The sequence below is a fragment of the Citrobacter sp. 50677481 genome (assembly GCF_001463265.1).
GTDB classification, from domain to species: Bacteria; Pseudomonadota; Gammaproteobacteria; order Enterobacterales; family Enterobacteriaceae; genus Citrobacter_A; species Citrobacter_A sedlakii.
The window spans coordinates 138,621-153,216 of sequence record NZ_LNHZ01000048.1; the positions used below are offsets into that span (position 1 = coordinate 138,621).

Here is a 14,596-nt window from a genome sequence, read left to right on the forward strand (position 1 = left end):
ATTCCGGGACTAAAGATCCGTAGGATCGATACCGTACTCCTGAAGTTTATACATCAGGGCGCGGCGGCTAATGCCTAACATCAGGGCTGCACGGGTGCGGTTACCGTCTTGTTGTTCAAGGACTTCCATAATGATCCGCTTCTCTTCGCGCTTAATCTCTTCTTTTAAATTTCGTTCGCCGGGCTGCGCGGTTTTGACCTCCGCTATGCTGCTTACCGGCTGGCGTAGCGGGGCGGGCAGATCGTCGGCAAAAATTACCGCTCCAGTATTCATCACCACTGCGCGTTCAATAACGTTTGAGAGTTCACGTATATTGCCAGGCCACGGCCAGGCGGTCAGCATCGACATGGCCGTGGGGTCGATCTCAATAATGTCGCGCTGATTTTCAGTACTGAATTTTTGCAGAAAATGGTTGGCAAGCAGCGCAATGTCCTCCCGCCGCTCGCGCAGCGGAGGCAACTGCAAATGGATGACGTTTAGCCGGTAAAAGAGATCTTCGCGGAAGGCGCCTTCCTTCACCATTGCCGGAAGGTCCCGGTTGGTGGCGGCAATAATACGGATATCGACCTGAATGGTCTGATGTCCGCCCACCCGTTCGAATTCTCTCTCCTGGAGAATCCGCAACAATTTTGCCTGCAACACTAGCGGCATTTCGCCAATTTCATCCAGAAGCAATGTTCCCGTATGAGCACGCTCAAACAGTCCCTGACGCAGGGACTGGGCGCCGGTAAAGGCCCCTTTCTCATGGCCAAATAACTCGCTTTCCAGCAGTGACTCTGGCAGCGCGGCACAGTTGATTTTGATAAACGGACCGTTGGCGCGCCGCGAGTTATAGTGAATGGCGCGGGCTATCAATTCTTTTCCGGTACCGCTTTCTCCGCTAATCAACACATTGGCCTGGGACATGGCAATTTTGGCGGTGTCTTTGCAGATATCCATCATTCGCGGACTGTTGGTCAGAATATGTCCCCATTGCCAACTGGTACTCAGCGCCTGATGCAGACGACGAATCTCTTGCCTCATCGCCTGAAGCTGCAGCGCCCGCTGAATTAATAAATGCAGTTCATCAAGGTCGAAGGGCTTTATGACATAGTCAAACGCGCCGCTGCGCAGCGCTTCGACTGCGGTTTCGACTTCGGCATATGCCGTCATCAAAATAACGGGGATACGTGGTTGGCGGGCGCGCATCGCCTTTAATGCGTCGAGCCCGTTCATTTCCGGCATACGGATATCCATCAACACCACGTCCGGCGGCACGTCGGCAAATTGCTGCAAGGCTTCCTCGCCATTACTGGCGCAGTGGGTTTCATGTCCCTGAAGGGAAAACGCGGTGGTGAGCATACGACGAACGTTGTCTTCATCATCCACGATAAGGATTCGGTAGCGGGTTTTCATACTAACAAGTTTCCCTGCGGATTAATCGGTAAAATGAGGGTGAAGGTCGCGCCGCATCCCGGCATGCTGCTGATGCGAATGTCTCCCTGGTGGGCATTGATGATGCGCTGGCTAAGCGCAAGTCCAAGACCGGTTCCTGACGCTTTGGTGGTGAAGAACGGATCAAAGATTTTTTTCTGTAGCGCGATATCAATCCCGCAGCCGTTATCTTCAATCGATACTGCCTGCTGCGAAGGGGCGTATTGCCAGGTACGAATCCGGATTTCACCGCGCGCGTTAATCGCCTGCACGGCATTGATGAGAATATTGAGGATGACCTGTTTCAATAGTTCACGGTCAGCAATGATGGCGGGCAGTTCCCGGTTAAGTTCACAATTAAAGGCAATCCGCGCCTGTACACCGGAGGTTTTGACCAGAATTAACGTCTCTTCAATCAACGTGTTGAGCTGAACCCGCTGCCACTGGCTTTGTCTCGGTCGGGAAAAATCGAGAAGTTGCTGAATCACTTTATTAATAGAATCAATCTCTTTTAGCACAACGGACAAATATTCCTGGTGTACGGGGAGGGTGAGTTGCTGGCGAATAATCTGTACATAACCACGAATAGCGGTAAGCGGGTTACGGACCTCATGCGCCACGCCGGCCATTAACTCGCCCAGCGTGGCCAGCCGTTCGGTTTGTGCAAGGCGGCGCTGGGACTCTTTGCGGGCGGTCAGGTCGGAAAAAATCACTAACGCGCCAATCAGTTCACCATTGGCATTATGAATGCGACTGGTGGTGACGCTGAGCTCAATGGTACGGTCACGCGCCGGGAAACTCACTTCCTGCGCCAGATGTTCTGTGCCGTGCGCCAAAGTATCAAGCACCGGGCTGGCGAAGTGCGGGTCGGAGAAGAGTGTCGCATAGGGCTGACCGACAAGTTCACTGAGTGTATAACCGGTAATGGCTTCTGCCGCAGGGTTCATTGTGGTGACATCCCCTTGACGATCAATGGCGATGACTCCGTCGGCGGCGTTTTCAATAATCAGATCGTTGAGCGTTTTGGTTTCGCGCAACGTTTGCGCCAGTGCGTTAACGCTGCGGCTAATTTGCCCCAGTTCGCCGGGGAGATTGGGAAGTTGGGTGGGCGTTTTATGCGCCAGCGTCGACAGACCATCGGTAATGATGTCGATATTGGCGCCGAGACGTCGGGAGAAGAGGACTATCAGCAGCAGACTGCAGAGCAGCCCCGCCACCAGTACCGCAATAATGCGCATGTCCATCTTCCAAGCCTGACGTCGGATATCTTCTGTGAGCTCATTGGCCCAGATATAACCCAGAACTTCGCCGTCTCGTCGGATAGGGATCATTGAATTGAGAATATCCCCACGAACCTGGCGACCGGAAAAGACCACAGGGGTGTTGCTACGCATTACGTCACGACCGGGATGATCGGCAGCAATGGTCACGCCAACATTGTTCTGATACAGCGCGGAAGGGGCATAAGTAATGATCGCATCCAGTGCTTTGTGATAATAGCCCGCGCCGATGCCGGGAAACGCTTGCGTGATTCGCTCGGTAATCGGGCCAAGTTCCGCATTCAGCGCCTGGATGCGTGCATCGCGCGGCAATGTGCTGAAGTGGAAAAAACGTTCTTCCAGCGCCTGATCGAGCAGATGAACGACGGCGGACAATTTTTTCTCTTTTTCCGCTAAGACCGCTGAACGTCCTTCGGTTTCGACGATATAACCAATCGACACCGTTGGCACGATGACCATCAGGATAGCCATCAGAATCATTTGATTGCGCAAGCGTCGCGGATAGAAACCCCTTAAAAAACGCATTCTGGCATCCCTGTTACCCTTTTCAGGTAAACGCCAATTATCCGCAGTTGCGCAAAAGGTTTCTCAGCGGTGTATCATATTCCGGCAAAGAGGGGCGTGAGGATTGCGACATCGCACTTTTACCGCTACCTTAACCACACTCTATTTATCGCCTCAGGCGGAGCTTTGCCCCTTTGAAATACCTGGCTTCCTTTCGTACAACCCTGAAAATCTCGCGCTACCTGTTCAGAGCGCTGGCGCTGTTGATATGGCTGTTAATCGCCTTTGCTTCGGTGTTCTACATTGTCAACGCGCTGCATCAGCGGGAGTCCGAGATTCGTCAGGAGTTTAATCTCAGTTCCGATCAGGCCCAGCGCTATATTCAGCGTACGTCGGACGTGATGAAGGAGCTAAAGTACATTGCCGAGAATCGTTTGACGGCGGAGAACGGGGTACTTTCTTCACGCACCCGCGATGATAAAACCGTCGTGCCAACCTTTGAGCCCTTGTTTGCCGACTCGGACTGCGCGGCGATGGGCAACGCCTGGCGCGGATCGCTGGAGTCGCTGGCCTGGTTTATGCGCTACTGGCGGGATAACTTCTCCGCGGCGTACGATCTTAACCGCGTGTTTCTGATTGGCAGCGATAATCTGTGCATGGCGAATTTTGGCCTGCGCGATATGCCGGTTGAGCGCGACAATGCGCTGAAAACGCTGCATGAACGGATCATGAAATACCGCAGCGCGCCGAAGGATGATTCCGGAAATAACCTTTACTGGGTGGGGCAGGGGCCGCGTCCGGGTATCGGCTACTTTTACGCGCTGACGCCCGTATATCTGGCTAACCGGCTGCAGGCCCTGCTGGGCGTAGAGCAGGCGATCCGGATGGAAAATTTCTTTACCCCCGGCAGCCTGCCGATGGGCGTGACCATTCTTGATGAAAATGGTCATGCGCTCATCTCACTGACGGGGCCGGAAACCACCATTAAAGCTGAACCTCGCTGGATGCAGGAACGCTCCTGGTTTGGCTATACGCCCGGTTTTCGTGAGCTGGTGCTGAAGAAAAACCTGCCGCCTTCCTCGCTCAGCATCGTCTATTCGGTACCGGTCGATCTGGTGCTGGAGGGGATTCGGATGTTAATTCTGAATGCCATTCTGCTGAACGTTTTGGTTGGCGCCGCGCTGTTTACCCTCGCCAGAATGTATGAGCGGCGAATTTTTATCCCGGCGGAAAGCGACGCCCAGCGGCTGGAGGAGCACGAACAGTTCAACCGCAAAATTGTGGCTTCGGCACCGGTTGGGATCTGTATCCTGCGTACCGTCGACGGCGTCAACATTCTCAGTAACGAGCTGGCGCACACCTATCTGAACATGCTCACCCATGAGGATCGGCAGCGGCTGACGCAAATCATCTGCGGACAGCAGGTGAATTTTGTCGATGTGTTGACCAGCAATAACACCAATTTGCAAATCAGCTTCGTTCATTCCCGCTATCGTAACGAGAACGTGGCGATATGCGTGCTGGTGGACGTCTCTGCACGCGTCAAAATGGAAGAGTCCTTACAGGAGATGGCGCAGGCGGCGGAGCAGGCAAGCCAGTCGAAGTCTATGTTCCTCGCAACCGTCAGCCATGAACTGCGCACCCCGCTGTACGGTATCATTGGTAACCTCGATCTCCTGCAAACCAAGGCGTTGCCGAAAGGGGTTGATCGCCTGGTGACGGCGATGAATAACTCTTCCAGCCTGTTGTTGAAGATTATCAGTGATATTCTCGACTTCTCGAAGATTGAGTCCGAGCAACTGAAAATCGAGCCGCGAGAGTTCTCCCCGCGTGAGGTGATGAGCCACATCACCGCCAACTATTTGCCGCTGGTGGTGCGCAAGCAACTCGGTCTTTATTGCTTTATCGAGCCGGACGTGCCGGTAGCGATGAATGGCGATCCAATGCGGTTGCAGCAGGTTATCTCCAATCTTCTGAGCAACGCGATTAAGTTCACCGATATCGGCTGCATTGTGCTGCACGTGCAACGTGATCATGACTATCTGAGTATTCGGGTGCGCGATACCGGCGTTGGTATTCCGGCGAAAGAGGTCGTGCGTCTGTTCGACCCGTTCTTCCAGGTTGGCACCGGGGTGCAGCGCAATTTCCAGGGAACCGGGCTGGGGCTGGCGATTTGTGAAAAGCTGATCAGCATGATGGACGGCGATATCTCGGTGGATTCAGAGCCGGGGATGGGGAGCCAGTTTACGGTGCGTATTCCGCTCTACGGCGCGCAGTATCCGGCGAAGAAGAGCCTCGACGGGCTGGTCAACACGCGCTGCTGGCTGGCGGTGCGGAACGCCTCGCTGTGCCACTTTGTTGAGAACAGCCTGACGCGCGGCGGGATGGACGTGATCCGTTATGAAGGTCAGACGCCCGCCGTCGACGACCTGCTGATCACCGACGATGCGCTGGAGCAGCCGTGGCAGGGAAGAGCGGCGGTGATGTTCTGCCGTCGTCACATTGGTATTCCGCTCGAAAGAGCGCCGGGGGAATGGGTGCACAGCGTGGCCTCCCCGCATGAACTGCCCGCGCTGCTGGCCCGTATCTACAGCGTCGAGCTGGACAATGAAGAACTGACAGCCTCGTTACCAGCGCCAGAAAAGGTGGCGATCGCCAATGACGATATGATGATCCTGGTGGTGGACGATCATCCGATCAACCGTCGCCTGCTGGCCGATCAGTTGGGATCGCTGGGCTATCAGTGCAAAACGGCCAATGACGGTGTGGATGCGCTGAATGTGTTGAGCAAAAACCACATTGATATTGTGCTGAGCGACGTCAACATGCCGAATATGGACGGTTACCGTCTGACCCAACGTATTCGTCAGCTTGGCCTGACGCTGCCGGTGGTCGGGGTGACGGCGAACGCGCTGGCGGAAGAGAAGCAGCGCTGCCTGGAATCGGGCATGGACAGCTGTTTGTCTAAGCCGGTGACGCTGGACGTGCTGAAACAAACCCTTGCGGTCTATGCCGAACGGGTGCGCAAAACGCGGACATAAAAAATGCCGGATAAGCGTAGCGCTATCCGGCATTTTGCACAGGAAAGGAATTACTCTTTGTCAGCCGGACTCAGGGTCACAGAAGACAGGTAGTTCAGCAGTGCGATATCGTTCTCGACGCCCAGTTTCATCATCGCTGATTTCTTCTGGCTGCTGATGGTTTTAATGCTGCGGTTCAGCTTCTTGGCGATTTCGGTCACCAGGAAACCTTCGGCAAACAGACGCAGCACTTCACTCTCTTTTGGTGAGAGGCGCTTGTCTCCATAACCGCCCGCGCTGATTTTCTCCAGCAAACGGGAAACGCTTTCCGGCGTAAATTTTTTCCCTTTCTGCAGCGCCGCGAGCGCTTTCGGCAGGTCGGTCGGCGCGCCCTGTTTCAGGACGATCCCTTCGATATCCAGATCCAGTACCGCGCTCAGAATCGCCGGGTTGTTGTTCATGGTAAGAACAATAATCGACAGGCTCGGGAAATGACGCTTGATGTATTTGATTAACGTGATCCCATCACCGTACTTGTCGCCCGGCATAGAGAGATCGGTAATCAATACGTGTGCATCCAGTTTTGGCAGATTGTTAATCAGTGCTGTGGAGTCTTCAAATTCGCCGACAACATTCACCCACTCGATTTGTTCAAGTGACTTGCGAATACCGAACAGTACAATCGGATGGTCATCGGCAATAATTACGTTCATATTGTTCATGTATAAGGCTACCTTGCTACAGCAAGCTCTTGACGTAGGCGTCAATGTCGCTGATGTATTTTTCTATTCCTGGAGCATCTTTCTCGCGAATAAGATGTTCCAGCGTTTCACATAACTGCTTGCCGGGTACCAGATTTAGCATGGCAAACACGCCTTTCAGGCGGTGAGCCGTTTGGGCTAGCGCAGCAAAATCGCTGGTTGCCGCCTCAGTATACAACCTCTTAACATCATCCGGTACTGTGTCTACAAATAGCGCGTAATAACCGCTGGCATGAAGTTCGGCATTTTCATCGCCGCCCAGGGGGGATTCCGGAATATCTTCCTGCGCCAGCTGTTCTTCTATTAGTTGTAGTACAGCTTCCTGCATAGCATTACTCATATTAAAGTTGACGCGAAGCTGGCCGGGGCCTATTTTCCGCACGCCTGACTCATCATCGCTTAAAAGCAAGCCGGAAGCAGTAAGATTAGACGGATTATCCGTTAAAAAGAGATCATATTCTTGACTTATGAGTCTTTCGTCCGGCGTGATGCAGGTGGCTCCCCAGTTTTCTAACTGGCGAAGCACGATGGTGCGAATCTCGTTAGAGGTCACGTCAATCATTACGCTGACATCATCCAGCAGACGCTCCTCGTCTTCTACATGCTGATCCAACGGCGTCATTTTAACATGGACCGTATAGCGTGTACCCAGCGTATCTCGCGCTTTGATATTCAAATGTCCGCCCAGCTTGCGCGCCAGTTGATCGCACAACCAGAAGGTGAGGGGATTCGCTTTACCATACCGGTCTTTCTGCGTTTCGCTGATAAACGGGAAATGCAGATTATCGATTTCGCTCAGCGTCACGCCTTCACCGGTGTCCAGGATGCGGAAGGTTAAGCGCTCCGCCACGGATTCATCCTGATCAACTTCAAGCGTGATTTTGCCGATCTGGGTGGTGGTGACAGCATACTGCATCAACAGCATTAATATACGGCGCAACGCGTTACGGTCGCCATGGCGCTCGTCGTTAGCGTTCAGACGGTTGTTGATCAGCAGTTGCAGCCCTTTCCGCTTCATTGCCGGCAGGACTTCCGGCACCACTTCATCAATCAGCGTCTGCACCGAGAATCGGGTCGGTTCACTTTTCCAGGCATCGTTTTCCAGCATGTTCGCCAACTGGATTTCATCAATCATGCGAACCAGCACGTCAGCCTGAGTGGCCAGCTTCTGCGAGTCGGGCGCTGCGACCTGAGCAATCTCGTCGGCCAGGGTTTTGACCGGCTCTTTCAGCGTATCGCTGATATTTTGCATGAAGGCGATGCGCCCCTGCTGATTTTTTTCATACAAGCGCTGCGCCTGTTTCAGTTTTTTATTCACCAGCACTTCACGATCCTGATCGCGGATGATGAAGATTTGGGTACGCGGCGCAACCTGACTGCGGAACAGACGGATTTCGTACAGTTCGTTATTGATCGTCGCCTGGATCACCCCCTGATGCTGCTCTGCCATGCTGGTGATATTCTGCAGGTTCAGATGCGGCAGCAGATGGTCGGCAATTTTGTTGCTGATCACCGTTCGGTTGGCCTCCTGGTCGTGCACCAGCAATCCCAGCGGCAGCAGGGAAACGATCTCTTCATTGATGGCGCGCAGGATCCGCAACTCATTATTCGCCGCCGTGTTGGGCGCAACCTCTGTTGAACGTCCCGGCTGATGACGGAAAGTGGTATAGCCAAACAGCGCCAGCGCAAGCAGGCCGATATTCAGCAACAGCGGCAACAGAATATTTTGCAGGGTGTCGAGCAGCAATGTACCGAACGGCACCTGCCAGACAAGGCGCATATCCGTTGAATTCAGCGCAGATGAAATTTCAATTTTTGAACTGTTAAAACTGATGCTGACGCTGTCCGGCGACTCTTTCTCATTATTTCGCGTGGTCGCGGGCGTGGTATCCGGCTCAAGGCGGAAACTGTCCAGCGGCATACCGGGCGGGATGAGATCGTTGATCGGCAGGTCAAACGCGACCACGGTCGCCAGATGTCCCGGCTGGTTGAACGTGGTACGCAGGGTAAAATAGTGCCCGTTCTGCCATGCCAGACGCCGCAGCGAGGAGAAGCTCTCCCGCTCGTCCAGCGCGTTGGCCTGCTGAAGCATCTCCGCCCGACGGGAGTCGACGATATTGCCAATAGTGGATTCTTTAAATCCGGAGGAGAGGTCTTTCAGCGGCAGCGTGGAGATGAGGATCAGACTGTTATCCTGACCATTGAGATAGTACATTGACCACGGCACCGTTTCCGCCCCCCAGAGGGTGTCGAGATAGGTCGAAATGCGCTGGGTCATTTCCAGCGTGGCGCTGTCGTGCGAGCCAAAGATCAGCGCTTCCGTTTTACGGCGCGGTTTCTCGAGATAGTAAACATCCTGCTTCAGCCGTGTTTCCTGCAATCCTTCGCCAGTGGAAGGGCTGGTGGAGGCGGCAATGTTGTCATAGATTTGCCAGGTCACGTACCGCCAGGTATCCACCCTTTTATGGATAGCATGGGTAATGTCGACAATCTGATAGCTCTTATCTTTCAGCCATGCGTTCACCGCGCTCTGCACCATTACCCCCATCGTCACCAACAGTACGATGATCAGTAATAAAAAGAAGCGGGTGATGCTTCCTGGCAGGAGGGAGAAGCGGGATGTAGCCGTGGTTTCAGACTGACTCATTCGTGGTTATGACCTGTAAAGCAACGCAAAAGGTGATAGGGCAGTATAAAGGCTACGCTGTAGATTTCCACACTCTCGTCGCGTCGGATGAACAGCGCTATTCACGGAATATACGGGAAACGAACGGCTTGCGTTAAACGTGTACAGCCCGACAGGCGTCGTACAAATATCACCCGATGCTGTGCGATAAATAGCACTAATTAACAAGAAAATGTTTATGAATATCATTCAGGAAATAAACGAAGCGGAATGATTGATTGTGGTGATTGTTTTTATGCGGTAGCACATAAACAGAAAGAGAGTGTAAAGAAAAGTAAAAAAAAACCGAATGCGAAGCATCCGGTTGAAATAGGGGTAAACAGACATTCAGAAATGAATGACGGTAATAAATAAAGTTAATGATGATAGCGAGATTATTTTAGTTGTGAGTGACGATTTTGTTTTGTCATTCAGTGCTATGTTTTATTTGTCTGTACTTTATTGTATTTAAGGGATTTTTATTATTTCTTGTACATTTGTGCTTATTTCTTGACTTTCAGAGCGATATAAAAAGTTCCTTCTTGTTAATGTTTTGAAACATCTATGTGGATATCTGAAACATCTTAAAAGTTTTAGTATCATATTCGTGTTGGATTATTCTGCATTTTTGCGGAGAATGAACTTGCCGACTGGTTAATGAGGGTTAATCAGTATGCAGTGGCATAAAAAAGCAAATAAAGGCATATAACAGAGGGTTAATAACATGAAAGTTAAAGTACTGTCCCTCCTGGTACCGGCTCTGCTGGTAGCAGGCGCAGCAAATGCGGCTGAAATTTATAATAAAGACGGCAACAAATTAGACCTGTTTGGTAAAGTAGACGGTCTGCACTATTTCTCCGATGACAACAGCGCTGACGGCGACCAGACCTACATGCGTATCGGCTTCAAAGGCGAAACGCAGGTAAACGATCAGATCACCGGCTACGGCCAGTGGGAGTATCAGATCCAGGGTAACGCGCCTGAAAGCGAAAACAACTCCTGGACTCGTGTGGCGTTTGCTGGGGTTAAATTTGGCGATGCGGGTTCTTTCGACTACGGTCGTAACTACGGCGTGGCGTATGACGTCACCTCCTGGACTGACGTACTGCCGGAATTCGGCGGTGACACCTACGGTTCTGACAACTTCATGCAGCAACGTGGTAACGGCTTCGCGACCTACCGTAACACTGACTTTTTCGGTCTGGTTGATGGCCTGAACGTTGCGGTTCAGTACCAGGGTAAAAACGGCAGCCCGTCCGGCGAAGGTATGACCGGCATTACTAACAATGGTCGTGAAGCCCTGCGCCAGAACGGCGACGGCGTTGGCGGTTCTGTCACTTACGATCTGGGCGAAGGCTTCGGTCTGGGTGCGGCAGTTACCAGCTCCAAACGTACGGATGAGCAGAACAACGGCATTTACATTGGTAACGGCGATCGCGCTGAAACCTACACTGGCGGCCTGAAATACGACGCCAACAACATCTACCTGGCGGCACAGTACACCCAGACTTACAACGCAACGCGTGCGGGCGACATTGGCTGGGCAAACAAAGCGCAGAACTTTGAAGTGGTTGCGCAGTATCAGTTTGACTTCGGCCTGCGTCCGTCCGTGGCTTACCTGCAGTCCAAAGGCAAAAACCTGGGAACTGTTAACGGCCGTAACTACGACGACGAAGATCTGCTGAAATACGTTGATGTGGGCGCGACTTACTACTTCAATAAAAACATGTCTACCTATGTTGATTACAAAATCAACCTGCTGGACGACAATGACTTCACCCGCGCTGCTGGTATCGGTACTGACGATATCGTCGCACTGGGTCTGGTTTACCAGTTCTAAGGTCATTTCATGACGACAAAAGGCCCTGCGGGGCCTTTTTTTATGGACTTTTCGCGGCGTACAGTCGGGCGTTTTTAGTGTAACCTTGCGCAATTTCGCAGAAGGACAATCACCAATGGAAATTTCTTTTGCGCGGATGGCCCTCCTTGCCGCCACGCTTTTTTTTACCGGGTGCGATAGCGCGCCTGACACGACGCAGGTTCCCGCATCGGCGCCGGTGATGCTTGAAGGTAAAACCATGGGCACGTTCTGGCGCGTGAGCGTGGTTGATATAGACGCCGCGCGCGCAGAGAAACTGCGTAACCGGATCCAGGCGCAACTGGATGCTGACGATCGGCTTCTCTCGACGTATAAAAATGATTCCGCGTTGATGCGCTTTAACCACACCAAAAGCCTCACGCCCTGGCCAGTTAGCGAGGCGATGGCGGACATCATCACCACTTCGCTGCGTATTGGCGACAAAACCCTGGGGGCGATGGACATTACCGTCGGTCCGCTGGTGAATCTCTGGGGATTTGGTCCGGACAAACAGCCGGTGCAGGTACCCACTCAGGCGCAGATCGATGCGGCGAAGGCGAAAACCGGACTCCAGCATCTGACGGTGATTAATCAGGCGCATCAGCAGTACCTGCAAAAAGATCTGCCGGATCTGTATGTTGATTTGTCTACGGTGGGGGAGGGCTATGCGGCGGATCATCTGGCGCGGCTCATGGAGCAGGAAGGCATCGCGCGTTATCTGGTTTCCGTTGGCGGAGCGTTAAACAGTCGCGGTATGAACGCCGAAGGGCGTCCGTGGCGGGTGGCGATCCAGAAACCGACCGATCGCGAAAACGCCGTTCAGGCGGTGGTGGACATTAATGGTCATGGCATCAGCACCTCCGGCAGTTATCGCAACTATTATGAAGTGGACGGTAAGCGGCTTTCGCATGTTATCGATCCGCAGACCGGCCGCCCTATTGAACATAATCTGGTTTCGGTCACGGTTATCGCCCCGACGGCGCTGGAAGCGGACGGCTGGGACACCGGGTTGATGGTGCTCGGCGCCGAGAAAGCGAAAGAAGTCGTGCGCCGCGAAGGGCTGGCGGTGTACATGATCACCAAAGAGGGCGAGGACTTTAAAACCTGGATGTCGCCACAGTTTTCCGCCTTTCTGATCGGTGAACAAAATTAAACAGCAAGATTGCGGGTTTTTGCGAAAGGGGTTTCGAACATACTGTCGTTAAGCAGGCACTATGCCAGGAGCCTGGCCCAATAGACGATGTCATTTGCCATTTTGCCTCCGGCAGTGCTCAGGATCCTCCCGTACGCCGTGTACGCTCCGGTTCTTCCGCGCTGTCCGTGTTGAAACTCTGCCACAATGACGCCTCTTAGGTTAGGCTCTTATTTAAGGAGTCCCGTATGAAACCGAATCTGTCGAACAATCCTGATGAATGCTGGCAGGCTGTGCTCGCACGCAGCGCTGCCGCTGACGGCCAGTTTGTCTTTGCGGTACAGACCACCGGCATTTTTTGTCGGCCATCCTGCAGCGCTAAGCACGCGTTGCGTAAAAACGTGCGCTTTTTTCCCGATGCGCAGGCCGCGTTATCCGCAGGGTTTCGTCCCTGTAAGCGCTGTCAGCCGGATAAAGCCCATCCCCGGCAGCACCGACTGGATAACATCACCCGCGCCTGCCAGTTGCTGGAGCAGGATAACCCCATCACGCTGGCGGCGCTGGCACAGCAAGTGGCAATGAGCCCGTACCATTTTCACCGCCTGTTCAAGGCCGCCACCGGCATGACGCCGAAAGCCTGGCAGCAGGCCTGGCGCGCGCGTCGGTTACGCGACGCGCTGGGCAAAGGGGAGAGCGTCACGCAGGCGATTCTCGACGCCGGTTTCCCTGACAGTAGCAGCTATTACCGTCACGCCGATACGGCGCTGGGGATGACGGCAACGCAGTTTCGCCGCGGCGGTGAACGGCTGACGGTTCGCTATACGCTTGCAGACTGCGCGCTGGGGCGCTGCCTGGTGGCGGAAAGCGAACGCGGGATCTGCGCAATCTTGCTGGGTGATGACGACGCAGGTTTGATCGCCGAACTGCGCGCGCTGTTCCCGTCGGCGCGCGGCGAACCGGCTGATGAGGCGTTTCACCAGCGTGTGCGTCAGGTGATCGCCAGTATTGACGGGCGCGATGTGCCGCTATCGCTGCCGCTGGATATTCAGGGCACGGCTTTTCAGCAGCAGGTCTGGCAGGCGCTGCGCGCCATTCCTTGTGGTGAAACGGTCAGTTATCAGCAACTGGCCGCCGCGCTCGGCAAACCGAAAGCGGTACGCGCCGTTGCCAGCGCCTGCGGGGCGAACAAACTGGCGATCGTCATTCCTTGCCATCGGGTGGTGCGGGGCGATGGCGCGCTTTCGGGCTATCGCTGGGGGGTAACGCGCAAAGCGCAACTGCTGCGGCGGGAGTCATCAGATAAGGAGTCATAATGCTCGATCTGTTTGCCGATTCACAACCCTGGCAGGAGCCGCTGGCGCCCGGCGCGACAATCCTGCGCCGTTTTGCCTTCAGCGCGGCGCAGAGGTTAATGCTGGATATCGACGCGGTGGCCAGCCGTTCGCCGTTTCGCCAGATGGTCACGCCCGGCGGTTACACCATGTCGGTGGCGATGACCAACTGCGGACAACTGGGCTGGACCACCGATCGACGCGGCTATGTCTATTCCCCTGTTGATCCACTCACTGGTCACGCCTGGCCGCCCTTTCCGGCATCGTTTGTCGAACTTTGCCGGCGGGCGGCGACGGCGGCGGGCTATACGGATTTCCAGCCGGACGCCTGCCTGATCAACCGCTACGCGCCTGGCGCGAAGCTGTCGCTGCATCAGGATAAAGACGAGCCGGATTTGCGCGCGCCGATTGTCTCGGTGTCGCTGGGCCTGCCTGCCATTTTTCAGTTCGGCGGCCTGAAGCGCAGCGATCCGCTGAAACGCCTCATGCTGGAACATGGTGATGTGGTGGTATGGGGGGGCGAATCGCGGCTGTTTTATCATGGCATTCAACCGCTGAAGGACGGACTTCACCCGTTAACCGGAAACTGCCGCTACAATCTCACCTTTCGTCAGGCGGGTAAAAAAGAATAA

Annotated in this window: 9 protein-coding genes; 5 read left to right on the forward strand and 4 right to left on the reverse strand. The window is 54.0% G+C overall.

Annotation, left to right across the window (positions count from 1 at the left end):
- Nucleotides 1–9: 9 nt before the first annotated feature.
- Together atoC and atoS are read right to left on the reverse strand one after the other, a co-directional pair.
- A complete protein-coding gene (gene atoC, locus APU02_RS12180) occupies nucleotides 10–1,395 on the reverse strand; it encodes an acetoacetate metabolism transcriptional regulator AtoC (protein ID WP_060570133.1) in 1,386 nt (461 codons plus the stop codon).
- Complete coding sequence (gene atoS / locus APU02_RS12185) at nucleotides 1,392–3,218, reverse strand: two-component system sensor histidine kinase AtoS (RefSeq protein ID WP_060570134.1); 1,827 nt, start codon at nucleotides 3,216–3,218, stop codon at nucleotides 1,392–1,394. The genes atoC and atoS overlap by 4 nt, the downstream gene beginning before the upstream one ends.
- 173 nt (nucleotides 3,219–3,391) lie before the next feature.
- On the opposite strand from atoS, the gene rcsC reads away from it, so the two are divergent.
- Nucleotides 3,392–6,238 (forward strand): two-component system sensor histidine kinase RcsC, encoded by a 2,847-nt coding sequence (gene rcsC / locus APU02_RS12190; RefSeq protein ID WP_060570135.1) that lies wholly within the window; start codon nucleotides 3,392–3,394, stop codon nucleotides 6,236–6,238.
- A gap of 50 nt (nucleotides 6,239–6,288) precedes the next feature.
- Here rcsC and rcsB read toward each other — a convergent pair whose 3' ends face one another.
- Nucleotides 6,289–6,939, reverse strand: a complete 651-nt coding sequence (rcsB, locus tag APU02_RS12195) for a response regulator transcription factor RcsB (RefSeq protein WP_042290573.1) — start codon at nucleotides 6,937–6,939, stop codon at nucleotides 6,289–6,291.
- A 16-nt stretch (nucleotides 6,940–6,955) separates the two neighbouring features.
- The gene (rcsD, locus tag APU02_RS12200; protein ID WP_060570136.1) at nucleotides 6,956–9,625 is read right to left on the reverse strand and encodes a phosphotransferase RcsD; all 2,670 of its coding nucleotides are present in this window, start codon (nucleotides 9,623–9,625) and stop codon (nucleotides 6,956–6,958) included.
- A gap of 742 nt (nucleotides 9,626–10,367) precedes the next feature.
- On the opposite strand from rcsD, the gene APU02_RS12205 reads away from it, so the two are divergent.
- The 4 genes from APU02_RS12205 to alkB all read left to right on the forward strand — a co-directional run bounded on the left by APU02_RS12205 (nucleotide 10,368) and on the right by alkB (nucleotide 14,596).
- Nucleotides 10,368–11,483 (forward strand): porin OmpC, encoded by a 1,116-nt coding sequence (locus tag APU02_RS12205; RefSeq protein WP_042290569.1) that lies wholly within the window; start codon nucleotides 10,368–10,370, stop codon nucleotides 11,481–11,483.
- A gap of 115 nt (nucleotides 11,484–11,598) precedes the next feature.
- Nucleotides 11,599–12,654, forward strand: a complete 1,056-nt coding sequence (gene apbE / locus APU02_RS12210) for an FAD:protein FMN transferase ApbE (protein WP_060570137.1) — start codon at nucleotides 11,599–11,601, stop codon at nucleotides 12,652–12,654.
- 227 nt (nucleotides 12,655–12,881) lie between these two features.
- Nucleotides 12,882–13,946, forward strand: coding sequence for a bifunctional DNA-binding transcriptional regulator/O6-methylguanine-DNA methyltransferase Ada (gene ada, locus APU02_RS12215; protein ID WP_060570138.1), 1,065 nt, complete (start codon nucleotides 12,882–12,884; stop codon nucleotides 13,944–13,946).
- Nucleotides 13,946–14,596, forward strand: coding sequence for a DNA oxidative demethylase AlkB (gene alkB, locus APU02_RS12220; protein WP_060570139.1), 651 nt, complete (start codon nucleotides 13,946–13,948; stop codon nucleotides 14,594–14,596). The genes ada and alkB overlap by 1 nt, the downstream gene beginning before the upstream one ends.